Genomic DNA, 19,745 nt, shown 5'->3' with positions numbered 1-19,745 from the left:
TCCCCCTTCTCTGGTCGCCCGAGGGGCAGTTGGTCACGAAATTTCGATGTCTGAGCGATCTGCGGCAAACCGGCACCGCGTGTCCCGGCTGCTGGCACAATCCGAAAACATGACGACTGATCTCCCCGGCCCTCCTCAGGAACCCGTCCCGTCCCTGTTACGTCCGGGCGCCCGTGTGTTCGTCGCCGGCCACCGCGGTCTGGTGGGTTCCGCGGTGGCCCGACGCCTCACCGCCGAAGGTCATGACGTGATCACGTGCGGCCGTGACCGCCTCGATCTGCGGGACGCCGAGCGGACCGCCGCCTTTCTGCGCCGGACACACCCGGACGCCGTCGTGCTCGCCGCCGCCCGGGTCGGCGGGATCATGGCCAACAGCACGTATCCCGTGCAGTTCATCGAGGACAACCTGCGCATCCAGCTGAGCGTGATCGCGGGCGCGCACGCGGCGGGCACCGAACGGCTGCTCTTCCTCGGCTCGTCCTGCATCTACCCGAAGCTGGCCCCGCAGCCGATCCCCGAGAGCGCCCTGCTCACCGGCCCGCTGGAGCCGACCAATGAGGCGTACGCCCTCGCGAAGATCGCCGGCATCGTGCAGATCCAGTCCTACCGCCACCAGTACGGCGCCTCCTACATCAGTGCCATGCCGACCAATCTCTACGGTCCCGGCGACAGCTTCGACCTGGAGACCTCGCACGTCCTGCCCGCCCTGATACGCCGCTTCCACGAGGCCCGGCACCGCGGCGCCCCGGCCGTCACGCTCTGGGGCTCCGGGAACCCCCGCCGCGAGTTCCTGCACGTCGACGACCTGGCGGCAGCCTGCGTCCTGCTGCTGGAGCGCTACGACGAGGACGCGCCCGTCAACGTCGGCTCCGGCGAGGACCTGACGATCCGCGAACTGGCCTCTGTGGTCGGCGATGTGACGTCGTATCAGGGCGAGGTCGTCTGGGACACGGCGAAGCCGGACGGCACCCCGCGCAAGCTCCTGGACGTCTCCCGGCTGGCCGCGCTCGGCTTCAAGCCGCGGATCGCGCTGCGCGAGGGCATCGCGGGCACCTACTCCTGGTGGCTCCGGCAGCGGGGAGCGTAGCCCACGGCCCGCGGCCGGGCGGCCCGTCCCCGACGGGCGGACCACCCGGCGCTTTCCCCTGACGCGCATCGGCCCCCGCCCTCAGTACGCCCCGCGGCCGTCGGTGACGGCGCGCAGCGTACGGGCCATGAGCCCCATGTCCGTGGCCACCGACCAGTTGTCGACGTACCAGAGGTCGAGCGAGACGGTCTCCTGCCAGGACAGGTCGGACCGGCCGCTGACCTGCCACAGGCCGGTCAGCCCGGGTTTCACCGCGAGCCGCCTCAGCTCGCGCTCGTCGTAGCGGGACACCTCGTCCGGCAGCGGCGGACGCGGGCCGACCAGGGACATGTCACCCTTGAGTACGTTGATGAGCTGGGGCAACTCGTCGAGCGACGAGCGGCGCAGCAGCCGGCCGAGACGGGTGACCCGGGGATCGCGGCGCATCTTGAACATGGGGCCGTCGTTCTCGTTCACCGCGGCCAGCCGCGCCTTGCGCTGCTCGGCGTCCGCCACCATCGTGCGGAACTTCCACATGGTGAACGGGCGGTTGTGCTGCCCCTGACGGATCTGCCGGTGGAAGACCGGCCCCTTGGAGGTGACCCGGACCGCCGCCGCGATCAGCACCAGCAGCGGGGCCAGCGCGACCAGACCGCACACCGCGCCGGCCCGGTCCACCGTCGCCTTCAGGGCCGGCTGGAGCCCCCGGCGCAGCGGCGGCACGATGTGCAGCAGGGTCAGCCCGGCGGCCGAGGACGGTCGGACCCGGTCCGCCGCCGTCTCCGAGAGGTGCGAGAGCACGGACAGTTCCAGCCCGCCGTCGTGCAGCCCCCAGGTCAGCCGGCGTAATCGCTCCTCGGCGAACTGCGGGCCCGGGACCACCAGCGCCAGGTCCGCCTCGTGGGCGAAGGCCGCGCCCAGCACCGTGGAGACGTCGTCGTCGGCGGGGGCCGGTGCGAGCCGCCCCGGCACCGGGGCCTCGCAGCTCAGCGTCGCCGCGCCCACCGGCAGGGCCGCCACGACGCGATAGCCGTGGTCCTCCCGGGAGGTGAGCACCCCCACCGCCCGGTCCACCCCCGTGGCCTCGCCCACCACCAGCACCCGGCGCTCGGTTCTCCGCCGTCCCGACCGGGTGAGCCTGCGCGCCCAGGAGGCGGCCGCCGCCGTCAGAAGTCCGGGGATCAGCGCCACGACGGCCGCCGCCGGGTCGATGGACGCGTCGAGCACCGTCCAGAGCACCGCCAGCAGGCCGATGAGCAGTAACCAGTCGCCGGGCGTGGTCAGCGCCCCCGGCGGACGGCCCGGGGCCCGTAACGCGTACCGTCCCCGCCCGGCCCGGACCCCGCACCACACCACGGTGGCCGCGACCGCGCCGGCCAGGGCCTTCGGCTGTCCGTCGGCGCGCAGGACGAGCCAGCCGGGTAACCCCAGGCCCAGTAACTCGACGCAGACGACCAGGGGCAGCAGCCGGCCGGGACCGGTGTGGGGCGCCCCGGCGCCACGTCCGCGCGAAACGGCCGGGACCTGCTCCGGCCGGTCGAAGCCCCGGCCGCGCGCCGGGCCGGAAGCGGTCCGCGGACGCGGCGCTCCCGCCAGTCCCACGGTTCTCGATATGCCGGATTCGGGTAGCTCGACATGCCCCATGAACCCCCCAGTCACAGTTGCATCGTCACAAACGGGGCGCATCCGTCGATCCTGTGGACAGACGGATGCGCCCTCGCTCGGTGCACGATATCCACACACATGGCATTTCGCTGGAGTTCCGGTGAAGTTCAGACAGTCACGGTGATCCCGGACCTGTCCCGTTCCGTACCTGATCTCAGGTTCTGTGCGCATCTGTTGGTATGCGGGCGTGCTCCAATCGGCCGGTGTGCGGATATGTACCGCGGCTGTGCCAGCTACGGTACGTGGTTGCGCGGTCGCGGGCACGGTATATGGTCCGCTCGCTTCCGGTGGGCGCGGTGCCGTCTGGGAGAATGCGGTGCCCGGGAGCACCTGCCCGGCCACGAGTGGAAGAGGGACGCACGGTGACCCCCGCGGAGATGAACTGGGCCGGCAACATCACCTTCGGCGCGAGGCGGCTGTGCACACCGCGGTCGGTCGCCGAACTGCGCGAGACGGTGGCCGCGTCCGACGCGGTACGCGCCCTGGGCACCCGGCACTCCTTCAACGCGGTCGCCGACACCCACGGGGACCTCGTCTCGGTCGCGGGGCTTCCGCGCGTCGTCGACATCGACCCGGCCCGGCGCACGGTCCGGCTGAGCGCGGGACTGCGCTTCGGCGAGTTCGCCGCCGAACTGCACGAGCGCGGCTTCGCCCTGCACAACCTGGGCTCGCTGCCCCACATCTCGGCCGCCGGGGCCTGCGCGACGGGGACACACGGCTCGGGCGTGGGCAACCGCTCGCTCGCGGGCTGCGTCCGTGCCCTGGACCTGGTGACGGCCGACGGCGGGACGCGGACCCTGCGCCGCGGGGAGCCGGACTTCGCCGGAGCGGTGGTGTCCCTGGGCGCGCTGGGTGTGGTGACCGCTCTGGAATTGGACGTCGTGCCCGCCTTCGACATCCAGCAGTGGGTGTACGAGGACCTGCCCGAGGCGGCCCTGACCGAGGGCTTCGACGAGGTGATGGCGGCCGCCTACAGCGTCAGTGTCTTCACCGACTGGAGCCCGGGACCGGTCGGCCAGGTGTGGCTGAAACAGCGGGTGGGGGACGAGGGGCCGCGGCCGATGCCGGCCGAGTGGCTCGGAGCCCGGCTCGCCGACGGTTCCCGGCACCCGATCCCCGGCGTCCCGGCCGGGAACTGCACCCGCCAGCAGGGCGTACCAGGGCCCTGGCACCGCCGGCTGCCGCACTTCCGGCTGGAGTTCACCCCGAGCAACGGCGACGAGCTCCAGTCGGAGTACTTCGTGGCCCGCCGGGACGCGGCCGCCGCGTACGAGGCCCTGGCCCGGCTCAGGAAGCGGATCGCGCCGGTGCTCCAGATCTCCGAGATCCGCGGGGTCGCGGGCGACGACCTGTGGCTGAGCCCCGCGTACGGCCGGGACTCGGTGGCGTTCCACTTCACCTGGGTGCCCGACGCGGCGGCCGTCGCGCCGGTACTCGCCGGGATCGAGGAGGCCCTCGCGCCCTTCGGCGCCCGCCCGCACTGGGGCAAGGTCTTCGGCACGGCCCCCGAGGTCCTGCGCACGCTGTACCCGCGCTACGGGGACTTCGAAGAGCTGATGGCCCGTCTCGACCCGTCCGGCACCTTCCGCAACGACTTCCTGGACCGGCACTTCCCGGGCTGACCCGCACGCTCAGCGGCGGTCGCGCTCGTCCTTCGCCCGGGACGGCCAGGCAGCCGCCGACCTGCCGGGCGCGAGCTGGTCCACCACTTCGGCCAGCTCCTCGCAGGCGCGCTCGATCCGGAGCCTGATGTGCCGCTGCTCCGCGACGATCGCGGCCAGCAGGAGCGAGGTGAGGGCGACGGCCCCGTTCAGAACGGTGAGGTTGATCATGACCTCCACGATGGTGTGGCCCGCGAACGGACCGACCCGGTCCGTCCCCGCCACGATCGCCAGCACGGACACCAGCAGGGCACAGGGCGCACTGCCCGCGAGCTGGAAGCGCAGGGCGGCCCAGACGATGATCGGGAACACCAGGTAGAGCATCGACAGCGTGCTGTGGGTGGCCACCATCGTCCCCACGACCGCGACGACCGCCAGCGCCCCGGCCTCCGCCCAGCGGTCCGGGAGCCGCGGCATCCGCGCCCGGCACAGCACCAGCAGGAGGGGGGTGACCACGAGCACCCCCATGACGTCACCGGCCCACCAGGCGGCCCAGACCGACCAGAAGTCGCCGGCGGGCAGCTTCCCGTCCACCACGAGCATCGAGGTCCCCGCCGTGGGGCTGATCACCATGCCGGCCATCGCCCCGAGAAAGACCAGGACCACCCCGTCGCGCAGCCGGTCCAGCTCCTTGCGGAAGCCGGCCCGGCGCAGCAGCAGGTACGCGCACAGCGGTGCGAGCGTGCTGCCCGCCACGACGGCGACGGAGGACGGCGTCACCGCCCCGCCGAGTTCGCCGACGACGAGCAGCGCGCCGAGCGCGATCCCCGGCCAGATACGCGGCCCCAGCCAGAGCAGGCAGCTCAGGGAGATGCCGGTCGGCGGCCACAGCGGCGTGACCATCGCACCGTGCACGGTCACCTGCCGCAGCAGCCCCACCCGGGCCGATCCGTAGTAGACGGCCGCGACCGCCAGGACACGCAGGGCCGCCACGGCATACCGGCGGGACCTCTCACTGCGGATCACGGTCCTCATGAGACACCGGCCCCGTGGCGGACGGCGGTGTGACACGCACGGGCGACCCCTTATCCCGGGGCGGCCGCGACAGCCTCGTGCCGCAGCACGAGCACCGCGGCGTCGTCCTCGTGCCCGGTGCGCTCGGCGGAGCCCAGGACCGCGTCGGCCAGCACGTCCGCGTCCTCACCCACCCGGGCGCGCACCAGCTCCACCACCTCGTCCAGCCCCTCGTCCAGGGGGTACGCCGGACCCTCCACCACTCCGTCGGTCAGGAGCACGAAGGCGCCGTCCGACGCGAGCCGGCGGGTGGTGACCGGATACTCCTCGCCGGGCTGGACCCCCAGCGGCAGCCCGCCCTCGTCGTCGGTGACCCCGCCCCGGCCGTCCGCGGTGGCCCACACCGATGCCACATGACCGGCCCGTGCGCTCTGCAACTCCCGGGTGCCCGGGTCGAGACGGACGAAGGTGCAGGTGGCGAGCAGACTGGAGTCCGCCGCGAGCAGCAGGTCGTTGGTGCGCCGCACGACCTCGCCGGGATCGGCCGCCGCCACCGCGAGGGCGCGCATCGCGATGCGGATCTGGCCCATGAAGGCGGCCGCCTCGACGTCATGGCCCTGTACGTCGCCGATCGCGAAGGCGAGTGAACCGTCGGGGAGCACGAACCCGTCGTACCAGTCGCCACCGATGTCCAGACCGTTGCGCGCGGGTGTGTACCGGGCGGCGGTGCGCAGACCGGGCAGCGAGGGCAGGGTGGGCGGCAGCATCTCGCGTTGCAGCGCCTCCGCGAGCTCCACCCGAGCCTGGTGCAGCTCCACCTCGCGGCGGGCCCGGGAGGTGAGGTCCTGGAGGGTGGTGAGCAGCTCCTCGGAGCTGGCCGACCGGAACGGATGCCGCCGGTTCATGGGCCGCTCCCCAGGGGCTCGGTATGAGTGATCCGCACCCCGAGGCCGTCGTCGGGGTGCGGACGGGCCGGGGCCGGCGGCACGGGCGGCCGGCAGTCGCGGTCGTCGCTGTCCGCATCCTATTTCGGCGGGGGACCGCGCGCAGTCCGGGGCGGCGGGCGGGCAGCGGCGGCCGGTTGGGTGGATGCTGGAGGTGGACCCGTGCGGCGGCCCGCGCCCGCCGGCCGGCGCGGGCCGGGAGGTATGCGATGAACCGCACGCTGGAATGGACGGTGCGTGTCGAGCTGTCCGAGCAGGACGGGACGACCAGGGCGGAAGCGGTGCTGGACACGGGGTCGGCGAAACTCACCGGCCAGGGGATCGCCCGTTGCAGCCCGCAGGACCCGGACGTGCCCGCCATCGGTGACGAGGTCGCGGCCAGCCGCGCGATGCACGACGTCGCCGGTCAGCTGATGAGCGTGGCCGACCGCGCGCTGGGCCAGGCCGGAGCCGGCCGCGCGGACGAGCCCGCACAGCCGCCCTACGCCTGGTCGGACGCCTCGCCCTGACCCACGTGGGCGGGGAGTTCCCGTACCGTGAACGCGGAGACGGCGGGCGTGGTGCCGGCCGGCGGAGACGACCCCGGGTGGCCCCATGTGCTGGAGCGCGACCGCCGACCTGGTCGCCGGTGGCGCGGTGGCCGCGATCGGGGTGGCCTGCGTGGCGCGTGCGCGACGGGCCCGGGACCTGCCGCTGGCGGCCCTGCCTCTGCTCCTCGGCGCGCACCAGATCATCGAGTCCGCGGTCTGGCACGCGGACGGCGGCAGCGGCCCCGCCACCGTCGCCTGGGCGGTCATCGCCCTGCCGCTGCTGCCGCTGTGGGTGCCGCTCGGTGTGCTGTGCGCCGCCCCGGCCCACGCGCGGCGGCGCCTCGCCGTACCCCTTGCGTTCGGGGCGGCGACGAGCGCGTTCCTCGCGTACGCCCTGGCGACCCGGACGGTGACCGCGCAGGTGCGCGGCCACACCCTCGGCTACGCGCTGGACCTGCCGCATCCGCCGCTGCTGGTGGCGGGCTACCTGCTGGCCACCATCGGCTCCCTGCTCCTGTCCGGCGACCGCGGGCTGGTCCTGCTCGGCGTGCTCGTCGCGGGCGGGGCGGTGGTGTGCGCGGCGCTGTGGCGGCTGGAGTTCATCTCCACCTGGTGCGCGCTGGCCGCCGTGTGCTCGGTGGTCCTGCTCGGCTGGTCCGGCCGGCCCCGAGCGGCCGGACCGCGGCCGGCGGAGGGCGGCTGAGACCGGTACGGCCCGGCGGCTGAGACCGGTACGGCCCGGTCAGGACCCGCCGTACGGCTGCCGCCCGCGCCGTGCGGCGCGCGGAGCGGGGCGCGGGCGGTGCCGGGCCGTCAGGCGTCCTCGTCCGCCGGGATCTCCTGCTCGGTCCACAGGGCCTTGCCGTCGGTGCTGTAGCGGGTGCCCCAGTGGTTGGCGAGCTGCGAGACGATGAACAGGCCGCGCCCGCCCTCGTCGACCGTCCGCGCGTGGCGCAGATGCGGGGCCACCGGGCTGGTGTCGTGGACCTCGCAGGTCAGGGTGCGGTCCAGCATGACCCGCAGTTGCAGCGGCGGTGTGCCGTAGCGGACGGCGTTGGTGATCAGTTCGCTCACGATCAGTTCGGTCGCCTCGATGGTGTCCTCGTCCAGGTCCCAGCCCTCCAGCCGGTCCCTGACCAGGGTGCGGGCGACGGCCGGTGTGGTCCGGTCGTGGGCCAGCTCCCAGGTCGCCACCCGGTCCGGCGGCACCACCCCGGTCCGGGCGAGCAGCAGCGCCGCCCCCTCCGGATCGGGCCCGGCCGGCAGGTTGTACACGATGGCGTCGCACAGTTCCCGCAGCGGGCGGTCCGGGAACGCCAGCGCGTCGTGGACCCGCTCCACCGACCGCTCCCCGGCCAGCAGCGACCCCGTGAGGAACGCCAGCACACTGCCCTCGTCCAGCAGGACCGAGCCGGTCGCGAAGGGGGCGCTGTCCTCGGAGAAGATCGCGGGCCCCTCCGGGACGTCGAGCGCGAGCGGCCGGCCGTCGGGTGCGACGACGACCGGGGCGGGATGTCCGGCCCGTGCCACCGTGCAGACCCGGGTGAACGGGTCGTAGACCGCGTACAGGCAGGTCGCCGTCAGCGGCTGGTGGTGCAGCGAGTCGCCGGGCGGCAGCGACCTGCGCTCCTCCACCAGCCGGTCGGCCGTGTCGTTGAGCCGGGCCAGCACCTCGTCGGGCTCCAGGTCGAGCCCCGCCAGCGCGTGGATGACGGTGCGCAACTGGCCCATGGTGATGGCGGTCTGCAGCCCGTGCCCGGCCACGTTGCCGATGATCAGCGCGGTCCGCGCGCCGGAGAGCGCGATGGTGTCGAACCAGCAGCCGCTGTTGCGTCCCGGCAGCAGGACGTGCGCGGTCTCGATGGCGACCCGGGCGCCGTCGTGCTGGGGGAGCAGCCGGCGCTGGACGGTCGAGGCGATCACGTGCTCGCGGGCGTAGCGCAGCGCGTTCTCGATGCTCAGCGCGGCGTGGGCGGCCGCTGTCAGCGCGAGGGTGAGGTCGCGCTCGTCGTACGGATTGCCCTGGTGCCGGTACAGGCTCAGCAGGCCGAGCACGGCGCCGTGCAGCTTCAGCGGGGCCACGATCAGGGAATGCGCCCCGGTCTCCTCGATCCTGCGCCGCGTGGCCGGGTCCGCTTCCAGCCACGGGGTGTCCGGGCCCAGCTCGACGAGCCGGGGCCGCAGATCGGTGACGGCGAGGGCGAACGGGGTGGCCTCGGGCAGCCGGCGCAACTCGCCGACCACGCTGTCCGGGTTCGTTCCCGTCCCCCGCACGGCGGCCCGGCGCAGCGGGACGTCCCGGCGCAGCGGGCCGAGCGGCGGATCGGCCCCGCGCAGTACCTCGTCGACCACCTCGACCACGGCCAGATCGGCGAAGTCGGGCACCAGAGCCGCGACGAGCCCCTCGCAGGTCGCCGCCACATCGAGGGAATGGCCCACCCCCCGGCGCACGGCCGCGAGCACGTCCGCCCGGACGTGTGCCCTCTCCCGTTCATCGACGTCGACCACGGCCGCCAGCACCCCGATCGGCCGCCCGTCGGAGGCGTCCAGGCGGTGCAGGGTGACCGTCAGGACGCGGGAGGGGCCGGAGGACTGCGCGAGGCGCCCCTGGGCGACGTAGTCGAGCACGGGTGTTCCGGTCTTCAGGACCCGGCGCAGCATCCGTTCGGACGCCTCCGGATTGTCCATGTGGTACGCCTCGGTGAAGTGCAGGCCCACGATCCGCTCGGGGTTCGCCGCCTCCGTCAGGGCGTTGACCCGCACCACCCGCAGGTCCGTGTCCAGGACGTGCAGGCCGACCGCGGACTGGCTGAAGAGCGTGTCCAGGAGCGCCCCCGCCATGCCGTCGTCCGAGTCCGGCCCAGAGGCCGTTGTACCGGTGTCCGACACGTCGCACCCCCAACGGGATCCGCCACCCCTGCCGAGCGGCAGCTCTGACGGACAGCCTGCGGGACCCCGGACCCGGCCCGCCACCGAGGAGCGCCGAACGGGTGAGGCGCCGGCCGCGGGGGACGCGGGGGAGGCGGCAACCTTTCCCGGACCGGCGGCCACTGAGAGGTAGCCCACCCGTCCCCACTCCGGAAGGCACGTACCGTGGCACTCGGTCATCCCCGAACCATCCGCAGACGCCGTCCCACCCGGACCCGCACCCTGCTCGGCGCCGTCACCGCGGGCCTGCTCGCCACGACGGCCCTGATCGTCACCGGCCAGACCTCGCAGGCCGCCACCGCACGTCAGGCCGAGGCGCTGGACCGAGGGGTCGTCAGCGTCCACACCGAAGGCGGCAACCTGATCAGCTGGCGCTGGCTCGCCACCGACGCCGACTCCGTCGCCTTCAACGTCTACCGCGCCGGCACCAAGGTCAACGGCTCACCCGTCACCGGCTCCACGAACTACTTCCACACCGGCGCCCCCGACTCGGCCGACTACACCGTGCGCGCGGTCGTCGGCGGCGTCGAACAGGGCGACTCCGTGCACGCGGTCCAGTTCCGCGGCGGCTACAAGGACGTGCCCATCAGCCCGCCCCCGGGCGGCACGACCCCCGACGGCGTCGCCTACACCTACGAGGCCAACGACGCCTCCGTCGGCGACCTCGACGGGGACGGCGCCCTCGACTTCGTACTGAAATGGCAGCCCACCAACGCCAAGGACAACTCCCAGTCCGGCTACACGGGCAACACCGTCGTGGACGGCGTCAAGCTCGACGGCACCCGGCTCTGGCGGATCGACCTGGGCCGCAACATCCGCTCCGGCGCGCACTACACGCAGTTCCAGGTGTACGACTACGACGGCGACGGCCGGGCCGAGGTGGCGATGAAGACCGCCGACGGCAGCACCGACGGCAGGGGCACGGTCATCGGCAGCGCGTCGGCCGACCACCGCAACTCCTCCGGCTACGTCCTGTCCGGCCCCGAGTACCTGACGATGTTCAACGGCCTGACGGGCGCGGCCATGGGCACGGTCGACTACGTCCCCGCGCGCGGCACCGTCTCCTCGTGGGGCGACAGCTACGGCAACCGCGTCGACCGCTTCCTCGCCGGCACCGCCTACCTGGACGGCTCCCGGCCGTCCCTGATCATGGCCCGCGGCTACTACACGCGTACGGTGATCGCCGCCTGGGACTGGCGCGACGGGGCCTTCACCCGGCGCTGGACCTTCGACACCAACAGCTCGACCAACACCGGCCGCGGATACGACGGCCAGGGCAACCACCAGCTGTCGGTGGCGGACGTGGACGGCGACGGCAAGGACGAGATCGTCTACGGCGCCATGGCCGTGGACGACGACGGCCGCGCCCTGTGGACCACGGGCAACGGCCACGGCGACGCCATGCACGTCGGCGATCTGGACCCCGCGCGCCCGGGTCTTGAGGAGTTCAAGGTGGACGAGGACGGCTCGAAGCCCTCGTCGTGGATGGCGGACGCCGCGACCGGCCGGATCCTCTGGTCGACGCCCGCGGGCGGTGACAACGGCCGGGGTGTCAGCGGCGACATCTGGGCGGGCAGTCCGGGCGCCGAGTCCTGGTCGTCGGCGGCCGACGGGATACGCGACCCCCGGGGCAACGTCGTCGCGAGCCGCAAGCCCTCCAGCACCAACTTCCTGGTCTGGTGGGACGGCGACACGACCAGGGAGCTGCTGGACGGCACCCATATCGACAAGTACGGCACCTCCGGCGACACCCGGCTGCTGACCGGCGCTTCGGTCCACTCCAACAACGGCACCAAGGCCACCCCGGTGATCTCCGGCGACCTGCTGGGCGACTGGCGCGAGGAAGTGGTCTGGGCGACCACGAACAACACCGCGCTACGGATCTACTCCACGCCGTACGAGACCAGCACGAAGATCACCACACTGCTCCACGACACCACCTACCGCACCGCGCTGGCCTGGCAGAACACCGCCTACAACCAGCCGCCGCACCCCGGTTTCCTCATCGGGAGCGGCATGGGGACCGCTCCGAGGCCCACGGTCTCCACACCCTGACCGCGAGCCCGTCCCCCGGCGCACCGCACCGGGGGACGGGCCCACGGGTCACGCCTTCAGCGCCGCCGAGACCACGGCCTCGGCCTCCTCCTGGACCTGGCCCAGGTGCTCGGCGCCCTTGAAGGACTCCGCGTAGATCTTGTAGACGTCCTCGGTGCCCGAGGGGCGGGCCGCGAACCAGGCGTTCTGCGTGGTCACCTTGATCCCGCCGATCGGGGCCCCGTTGCCCGGCGCCGAGGTGAGCACGGCGGTGACCGGCTCGCCGGCGAGGGTGTCGGCGCCGACCTGCTCGGGGGAGAGGCGGGCCAGCACCGCCTTCTGCTCGCGGTCCGCGGGCGCGTCGATCCGCGCGTAGGCCGGTTCGCCGAACCGGGCGGTCAGTGCCGCGTAGTGCTGGGACGGCGACTCGCCGGTGACCGCGAGGATCTCGGAGGCGAGCAGGGCGAGCAGGATGCCGTCCTTGTCGGTCGTCCACACCGAGCCGTCGCGGCGCAGGAACGAGGCACCGGCCGACTCCTCGCCGCCGAAGCCCAGCGATCCGTCGGCCAGCCCGTCCACGAACCACTTGAAGCCGACCGGCACTTCGACCAGCTTCCGGCCGAGATCGGCGGCGACCCGGTCGATCATCCCGGACGACACCAGGGTCTTGCCGACGCCCGCCCCCGACGGCCAGTGGTCCCGGTGCGCGTACAGGTAGTTGATGGCGACGGCGAGGTAGTGGTTCGGGTTCATCAGCCCGGCGTCCGGGGTGACGATGCCGTGCCGGTCGGCGTCGGCGTCGTTGCCGGTGGCGATCCGGAAGCGGTCGCTCTGCCCGATGAGCGAGGCCATCGCGTACGGCGAGGAGCAGTCCATCCGGATCTTTCCGTCCCAGTCCAGCGTCATGAACCGCCAGGTGGGGTCGGTCAGCGGGTTGACCACCGTCAGGTCGAGCCGGTGCTGCTCGGCGATCCGGCCCCAGTAGGCGACCGAGGCCCCGCCGAGCGGGTCGGCGCCGATCCGTACACCGGCCTCGCGCACCGCGTCCAGGTCGAGCACGGACGGCAGGTCCGACACATAACCGCCCAGGAAGTCGTACCGGCCGGTCGTGGCGGCGGCCAGCGCCCGGGTGTACGGGACGCGGCGGACGTCCCCCAGGCCGCCGGCGATGATCTCGTTCGCCCGGTCCTGGATCCAGCCGGTCGCCTCCGACCCGGCCGGGCCGCCGCTCGGCGGGTTGTACTTGAAGCCGCCGTCGCCCGGCGGGTTGTGGGACGGGGTGACCACCACCCCGTCGGCCGGCCGCGAGGCGTGGCCCCGGTTGTACGTGAGGATGGCGTGCGAGACCGCGGGCGTGGGCGTGTAGCCGTCCCCGGAGTCGATGAGCACGCTCACGTCGTTGGCGGCGAACACCTCCAGGGCGGTGACCCGGGCGGGTTCCGACAGGGCGTGGGTGTCGGCGCCCAGGAACAGCGGGCCGTCGGTGCCCTGCCGGGCCCGGTACTCGCTGATGGCCTGGCTCGTCGCCGCGATGTGGTCCTCGTTGAAGGCGGTGGCCGTGGACGAGCCGCGATGCCCGGAGGTGCCGAACGCCACCCGCTGGCCCGGCTCGGCCGGATCGGGGTGCAGCGCGTAGTACGCCGTCACCAGCCGTGCCACATCGGTCAGGTCCTCGGGGCGCGCCTGCTGTCCGGCTCGTGCGTGCGGCATCTGCCACTCCTCCGTATCGGTCGGTCGGTGCGATCTGCCCGTGCGGTCATTTTCGCCGGTCGTGGCCGTGGGCGGGTGCCCGCCCCGCCGTGCCGACGGCCACCGCCGCCGCGTATCCGGCGGGGACGGCGACATCGGTCACGTCCCAGCCCGGCGGGCCCAGGGGGCGCGGTCCCGTGCCGACGTGCTCGCGGTGCAGACCGCCCGCCAGGCCGACGCCCTGACCCTTCAGGTACGCCTCCTTGCGGGTCCACACCCGGGCGAACGCGGCGGGCCTCTCCGCCTCCGGCAGCGCGGCCAGCTCCTCGGCCTCGGCCGGATGCAGCTGCCCGGAGATCTCGGCCACGATCCGGGCCTCGGGGACGTGTTCGACGTCCACCCCGACCGGCGTACCGGCGAAGGCCAGCAGGGCGGTGCCCCGGGTGTGCGAGAGCGAGAAGTGCACCCCGCCGCCGGTCGCGGGCCTGCCGTGCGGGCCGTCGCAGGTCGGGCAGGGCTCCCGCGTCAGCCGTACGGCCCTGGGGGCGACCCCCTGCAGTGCGCCGAGGAGCATCCGCAGTGCCACATGGGCGGCCCGGTAGCAGTCGCGGTCGGGCGGGAAGGCCAGCTTCTCCACCCGGGCGAGTTCCGAGTCGTCCAGGACGCCGGGTGCCAGCCGGCGGACGGCCCCGGCGGACCGGTCCGTGTCCACGAGCCAGAGGGAGAGGCCGCCGGGCCGCCAGGACGGGGCAGGTCCCCGGTAGCCGTCCTCGGTCAGTGTGAACTCGTGGGGCTGGTACACCGTTACGTCGATTCCTCGGCAGGGGGCGGGCGCCGTGAGCGGGCCACGACGTCGGAGGGGCGCTCTTATCCTATGGAGATCAGGACTGGGCCCGACATATGTTCGACCACCGTGCGGCCGCGCCCCGGGGCGCGGCCCTTCGGACAGGAGAACGACGCATGCCGACGGAGAGTCACCCGGTCCAGCTGCGGGAGGCCCGCGTGGAGGACGCGGTCCCCCTCACCCGCCTCATGCTCGCCTCCCGCGCCGCCGCCATGCCGTATCTGGCCCGGGTCCACAGCGACGAGGCGACCCTTGCCTGGATGACCCATGTGCTGCTGCCCGGCGCCGAGGTGCTGGTGGCGGAGTTCCCGGCGTCCCCGGAGGGCGGGGGAGCGGCGGAGCCGGCCGGCTTCGCCGCGCTCGACGGGACGGAGCTGGAGCAGCTCTACATCGCCCCCGGGCTGCGACGCCGCGGCATCGGCTCGCTCCTGCTGGACGCGGCCAAGCGCGGTGGCCGCGACGAGCTGACCCTCTACACCTTCCAGCGCAACACCGGCGCTCGGGCCTTCTACGAGCGCCACGGGTTCACCGCCGTGGCCTTCGACGACGGCAGCCGCAACGAGGAGAAGGAGCCGGACGTGCGCTACCGGTGGCGTCGCTCCGGGTGAGCCCTTCCGGCGGAGCCGGAACGCGCACGGAGCACAGGCGCAACGGTCAGGGGCGGGGCCCGCGGTCAGGGGCCCCGCCCTTCGCCGTGCCCGGCCCCCACATGCCGGGCGCCCGCCGCGAGAGCGATCACCCCTCCCAACTGGCACCTTTCAGCGGCTTGCGCGGGTACGCACATTCCTTGCGCAAACCGAGCCGTGCGGCTTGCGTGGGCGATGTTTCGTCAAATGCCCTGGTTCTTAGGCGTGTTGGTGGAGGAGATGAGGGTACTCCGGGCCGCCTTCTTCTGCCGGAACGGTGGACTCCCCGTCAATTCTCTGCAACTCTCTGACCGCAAAACGCAAAAGGTCATCCTGTCGGTGCAGGAATTCGTGTACTGGCGGGTTCGCAGTCTGAGCCGCGCCTCGGCCCCCTGCGCCGAGGCAGCAGATCGGGGACACATGAGAACGCGACGATGGAGATGGCGGGTCCTTTCCGCGACCGTCTCCACCAGCCTGATGATGGTCGCCTGGCCGGCGTTGAACGCCTCGGCCGCCGGCGGCCCGAACATCGCCGCCGGCCAGCGCGCGGCCGCGAGCAGCGGGAAGTCCGCCGGGAACATCGCCGACGGGCAGCAGTCGACCTACTGGGAGGGGTCGGGGAAGTCCCTGCCCCAGTGGGTGCAGAGCGACCTGGGCAAGGTCACCCGCATCGACCAGGTCACGCTGAAGCTGCCCGCCGACTGGGCGACCCGCCGCCAGACGCTCTCCCTCCAGGGCAGCGTCGACGGCACCAGCTTCGCCACGCTGAAGACCTCGGCCGCCTACACCTTCGCCCCGGGCAGCTCCAACAAGGTCACCATCAGCTTCCCGGCCGCCCAGGCCCGGTTCGTACGGGCCGACATCACCGCGAACACCGCGTCCAAGAACGGCCAGCTCGCCGAGCTGGAGGTCCGGGCGGCGGCGGAGTCCTCGGTGAACCTCGCCGCCGGGCGCACGCTCACGGCCAGCAGCTACACCGAGACGTACGTCGCCGCCCACGCCAACGACGGCAACCCGGCCAGCTACTGGGAGAGCCGCAACAACGAACTGCCGCAGTGGATCCAGGCCGATCTCGGCTCGTCCGTACGGGTCGACCGCGTGGTGCTGCGCCTGCCGGACGGCTGGGAGACCCGCAGCCAGACGCTGAAGATCCAGGGCAGCGCCAACGGCACGGACTTCACCGACCTGACCCAGGCCCAGGCGTACACCTTCAGCCCCACGGCCGGTGAGAAGGCGACGATCACCTTCGACGCCACCACCACCCGCTATGTGCGCGTCCTGGTCAGCGCCAACAGCGTCCAGCCCGGCGCCCAGGTCTCCGAGCTGGAGATCTACGGCCCCGAGTCCGGTGACACCCAGGCACCGAGCGCGCCGGCCCAGCTGGCGTACACCGAACCGGCCACCGGACAGATCCGGCTGACCTGGAAGGCCTCGACGGACGACACCGCCGTCACCGGCTACGACATCTACGCCGACAACACCCTGCTGACCAGCGTGGCCGGTGACGTCACCACGTACACCGACACCCGCCCGGCCGGCACCACCGTGTCCTACTACGTCCGGGCCAAGGACGCGGCGGGCAACGTCTCGGGCAACAGCAACACCGTCACCCGCAGCGGGGGGACCGGCGACACCCAGGCGCCCACCGCACCGGCGAACCTGAGCTTCACCGAGCCGGCCTCCGGGCAGATCAAGCTGGTCTGGCAGGCCTCCAGCGACAACAAGGCCGTCACCGGCTACGACATCTACGCCAACAACGTGCTGCGCGAGAGCGTCGCGGGCGATGTCACCACCTACACCGACACCCAGCCCGCAGGCACCACCGTGTCGTACTTCGTCCGGGCCAAGGACGCGGCGGGCAACGTCTCGGGCGACAGCAACACCGTCACCCGCAACGGCAGCACCGGCGCCGCCTCCGACCTCGCCGTCGGCAAGCCCATCGCCGCCTCCTCCGTGGTCCACATGTTCGTCGCGGAGAACGCCAACGACAACCAGCTCTCCACCTACTGGGAGGGCGCGGGCGGCAGCTACCCCAACACCCTCACGGTCAAGCTGGGCGCCAACGCCGACACCCAGAGCGTCGTCGTCAAGCTCAACCCGGACAGCAGCTGGGGCGCCAGGACGCAGAACATCCAGGTGCTCGGCCGTGAGCAGAGCGCCTCGTCCTTCACCGGCCTGGTCGCCGCCAAGGACTACGCCTTCAGCCCCGGCAGCGGCAACACGGTGACCATTCCGGTCGACGCCCGGGTCGCCGACGTCCAGCTGAAGTTCACCTCCAACACCGGCTCGTCCGCCGGACAGGTCGCGGAGTTCCAGGTCCTGGGCGCCCCGGCCCCCAACCCGAACCTCCAGGTCAGCGCCCTGACCGCGGACCCGTCCGCGCCGGTCGAGTCGGACCCGGTGAAGCTCACCGCGACGGTGCGCAACAGCGGCGCCGTCGCCGCTCCGGCGGGCAAGCTCGAATTCCGGCTCGGCGACTCCAAGGTGGCCACCGCCTCCGTGGGCGCGCTCGCCGCCGGGGCCTCTACGCAGGTGAGCGCGGACATCGGGGCGCTCGACGCGGGGACGTACACCCTCAGCGCCGTGGCCGACCCGGACAACGAGATCATCGAGCAGAATGAGACCGACAACACCTACACCAGCGCGGCCGGGCTGGTCGTCAAGCCGGTCGACAGCTCCGACCTGGTGCTCTCGGCGGTCACCACCTCGCCGTCCGCCCCGGCCGAGGGCGACAACGTCACCTTCTCCGCGGCCATCAGGAACCAGGGCACGGTCGCGTCCGCCTCGGGCAGCCACGCCGTCACCCTGACCCTGCTCGACTCCAAGGGCGCCACGGTGAAGACCCTCACCGGCAGCTACAGCGGCGCGATAGCCGCGGGTGCCACGACCGCCCCGGTGAACCTGGGCTCGTGGACGGCGGCCAACGGCTCGTACACCGTGAAGACGGTGATCGCGGACGACGCCAACGAGCTTCCGGTCAAGCGCGGGAACAACACCGCGAGCAGCTCGTTCTTCGTCGGGCGCGGTGCCGACATGCCGTACGACACCTACGAGGCGGAGGACGCGGTCACCGGCGGCGGCGCGAAGGTCGTCGGACCGAACAGGACCGTCGGCGACCTCGCGGGCGAGGCGTCGGGCCGCAAGGCCGTCACGCTCAACGACACCGGCAACTACGTCGAGTTCACCACGAGGGCCAGCACCAACAGCCTGGTGGCCCGCTACTCCATCCCGGACTCCGCGGGCGGCGGCGGCATCGACTCCAAGCTGAACATCTACGTCGACGGCACGTTCCTCAAGGCGATCGACCTCACCTCGAAGTACGCGTGGCTGTACGGCGCCGAGACCGGCCCAGGCAACTCCCCGGGCGCGGGCTCGCCGCGGCACATCTACGACGAGGCGAACGTGCTGCTGGGCACGACCGTCCCGGCAGGCAGCAAGATCCGGCTCCAGAAGGACGCGGCGAACACCAGCACCTACGCGATCGACTTCATCAGCCTGGAGCAGGCCACCCAGACCGCCAACCCGGACCCGGCCGCCTACGCCGTTCCCGCCGGCTTCACCCACCAGGACGTCCAGAACGCCCTGGACAAGGTGCGGATGGACACCACGGGCAAGCTGGTGGGCGTCTACCTGCCGGCCGGTGACTACGAGACCGCCAGCAAGTTCCAGGTCTACGGCAAGGCCGTCCGGATCATCGGGGCGGGGCCCTGGTACACCAGGTTCCACGCGCCCTCGGCCCAGGAGAACACCGACATCGGCTTCCGGGCCGAGGCCAGCGCCAACGGCTCGACGTTCGCGAACTTCGCGTACTTCGGCAACTACACCTCGCGCATCGACGGACCGGGCAAGGTGTTCGACTTCTCCAACGTCTCCGACATGGTGATCGACAACATCTGGAACGAGCACACGGTGTGCCTCTACTGGGGCGCCAACACCGACAGCATCACCATCAAGAACTCCCGCATCCGGGACACGTTCGCCGACGGCATCAACATGACCAACGGCTCGACCGACAACCACGTCGTCAACATCGAGTCGCGGGCCACCGGGGACGACAGTTTCGCGCTGTTCTCGGCGATCGACTCCGGCGGCTCGGACATGAAGAACAACGTCTACGAGAACCTCACCTCGCTCCTGACCTGGCGCGCGGCCGGTCTCGCCGTCTACGGCGGCTACGACAACACCTTCCGCAACATCCGCATCGAGGACACCCTGGTCTACTCCGGGATCACGGTCAGCTCGCTGGACTTCGGCTACCCGATGAACGGCTTCGGGACCGGTCCGACGACGGTCGAGAACGTCTCCGTGGTCCGCTCGGGCGGTCATTTCTGGGGTACGCAGACCTTCCCCGGCATCTGGCTGTTCTCCGCCTCCAAGGTCTTCCAGGGCATCCGCATCAACCACGTCGACATCGTCGACCCGACGTACAGCGGCATCATGTTCCAGACCAACTACGTGGGGGGTCAGCCGCAGTTCCCGATCAAGGACACGATCCTGACCGACATCTCCATCTCCGGCGCCCGCAAGAGCGGTGACGCCTTCGACGCCAAGTCCGGCTTCGGACTGTGGGCCAACGAGATGCCGGAGGCCGGCCAGGGGCCCGCCGTCGGTGAGGTCACCTTCAACGGGCTCAAGCTCAGCGGCAACGCCCAGGACGTGAAGAACACGACGTCCACCATGAAGATCAACATCAACCCGTAACAAGCACCGCATACAGGGGCGCCGTCCGGCATGCCGGACGGCGCTCCGTGCTGCGCGCACGCCGAATCCCGCATGCCGCGTGCGGAGCACTGTCAAACTTTTA

The 19,745-nt window shown here is 72.3% G+C and carries 13 protein-coding genes; 7 read left to right on the top strand and 6 right to left on the bottom strand.

Annotated elements, in window-relative coordinates; genetic code table 11:
* Window positions 1-109: 109 nt before the first annotated feature.
* The gene (locus P8A18_RS01440) at window positions 110-1,087 is read left to right on the top strand and encodes a GDP-L-fucose synthase family protein (protein ID WP_306050968.1); all 978 of its coding nucleotides are present in this window, start codon (window positions 110-112) and stop codon (window positions 1,085-1,087) included.
* 81 nt (window positions 1,088-1,168) lie between these two features.
* Here P8A18_RS01440 and P8A18_RS01435 read toward each other — a convergent pair whose 3' ends face one another.
* Window positions 1,169-2,668, bottom strand: coding sequence for a sugar transferase (locus P8A18_RS01435; RefSeq protein WP_306050967.1), 1,500 nt, complete (start codon window positions 2,666-2,668; stop codon window positions 1,169-1,171).
* A gap of 425 nt (window positions 2,669-3,093) precedes the next feature.
* Between P8A18_RS01435 and P8A18_RS01430 the strand changes: the two genes are divergently transcribed.
* A complete protein-coding gene (locus tag P8A18_RS01430; protein WP_306050965.1) occupies window positions 3,094-4,353 on the top strand; it encodes an FAD-binding protein in 1,260 nt (419 codons plus the stop codon).
* 9 nt (window positions 4,354-4,362) lie between these two features.
* Here the strand turns inward: P8A18_RS01430 and P8A18_RS01425 are convergent, their stop codons facing one another.
* Window positions 4,363-5,358, bottom strand: coding sequence for an MASE1 domain-containing protein (locus tag P8A18_RS01425; RefSeq protein ID WP_306050963.1), 996 nt, complete (start codon window positions 5,356-5,358; stop codon window positions 4,363-4,365).
* A 59-nt stretch (window positions 5,359-5,417) separates the two neighbouring features.
* Entirely contained in the window at window positions 5,418-6,251 is an 834-nt protein-coding gene (locus P8A18_RS01420) for a PP2C family protein-serine/threonine phosphatase (RefSeq protein WP_306050961.1), read from the bottom strand.
* 248 nt (window positions 6,252-6,499) lie between these two features.
* On the opposite strand from P8A18_RS01420, the gene P8A18_RS01415 reads away from it, so the two are divergent.
* Together P8A18_RS01415 and P8A18_RS01410 are read left to right on the top strand one after the other, a co-directional pair.
* Window positions 6,500-6,799: a DUF1876 domain-containing protein gene (locus P8A18_RS01415; protein ID WP_306050959.1), complete on the top strand. Its 300-nt coding sequence runs from the start codon at window positions 6,500-6,502 to the stop codon at window positions 6,797-6,799.
* Window positions 6,800-6,884: 85 nt separating this feature from the next.
* A complete protein-coding gene (locus tag P8A18_RS01410; RefSeq protein WP_306050957.1) occupies window positions 6,885-7,523 on the top strand; it encodes a DUF6629 family protein in 639 nt (212 codons plus the stop codon).
* Window positions 7,524-7,633: 110 nt separating this feature from the next.
* Here the strand turns inward: P8A18_RS01410 and P8A18_RS01405 are convergent, their stop codons facing one another.
* Window positions 7,634-9,709, bottom strand: coding sequence for a SpoIIE family protein phosphatase (locus tag P8A18_RS01405; protein WP_306050955.1), 2,076 nt, complete (start codon window positions 9,707-9,709; stop codon window positions 7,634-7,636).
* 204 nt (window positions 9,710-9,913) lie between these two features.
* Here P8A18_RS01405 and P8A18_RS01400 point away from each other — a divergent pair, with 204 nt between their 5' ends.
* Window positions 9,914-11,803: a rhamnogalacturonan lyase gene (locus tag P8A18_RS01400; RefSeq protein ID WP_306050953.1), complete on the top strand. Its 1,890-nt coding sequence runs from the start codon at window positions 9,914-9,916 to the stop codon at window positions 11,801-11,803.
* A gap of 48 nt (window positions 11,804-11,851) precedes the next feature.
* Here the strand turns inward: P8A18_RS01400 and pgm are convergent, their stop codons facing one another.
* The gene (gene pgm / locus P8A18_RS01395; protein ID WP_306050952.1) at window positions 11,852-13,492 is read right to left on the bottom strand and encodes a phosphoglucomutase (alpha-D-glucose-1,6-bisphosphate-dependent); all 1,641 of its coding nucleotides are present in this window, start codon (window positions 13,490-13,492) and stop codon (window positions 11,852-11,854) included.
* 46 nt (window positions 13,493-13,538) lie between these two features.
* A complete protein-coding gene (locus P8A18_RS01390) occupies window positions 13,539-14,273 on the bottom strand; it encodes a 4'-phosphopantetheinyl transferase family protein (protein WP_306050950.1) in 735 nt (244 codons plus the stop codon).
* Window positions 14,274-14,431: 158 nt separating this feature from the next.
* Here P8A18_RS01390 and P8A18_RS01385 point away from each other — a divergent pair, with 158 nt between their 5' ends.
* Window positions 14,432-14,923, top strand: coding sequence for a GNAT family N-acetyltransferase (locus P8A18_RS01385; RefSeq protein ID WP_306050948.1), 492 nt, complete (start codon window positions 14,432-14,434; stop codon window positions 14,921-14,923).
* 438 nt (window positions 14,924-15,361) lie between these two features.
* On the top strand, window positions 15,362-19,642 hold the full coding sequence (locus P8A18_RS01380) for a galactose-binding domain-containing protein (protein ID WP_306050946.1): 4,281 nt from the start codon (window positions 15,362-15,364) through the stop codon (window positions 19,640-19,642).
* The last annotated feature ends 103 nt before the right edge of the window (window positions 19,643-19,745 follow it).

This window comes from Streptomyces sp. Mut1, from assembly GCF_030719295.1.
In the GTDB taxonomy this organism is placed as follows: Bacteria; Actinomycetota; Actinomycetes; order Streptomycetales; family Streptomycetaceae; genus Streptomyces; species Streptomyces castrisilvae.
Note: the sequence above shows the minus strand (reverse complement) of the source record. Positions and strands in the feature narration are given on the sequence as shown.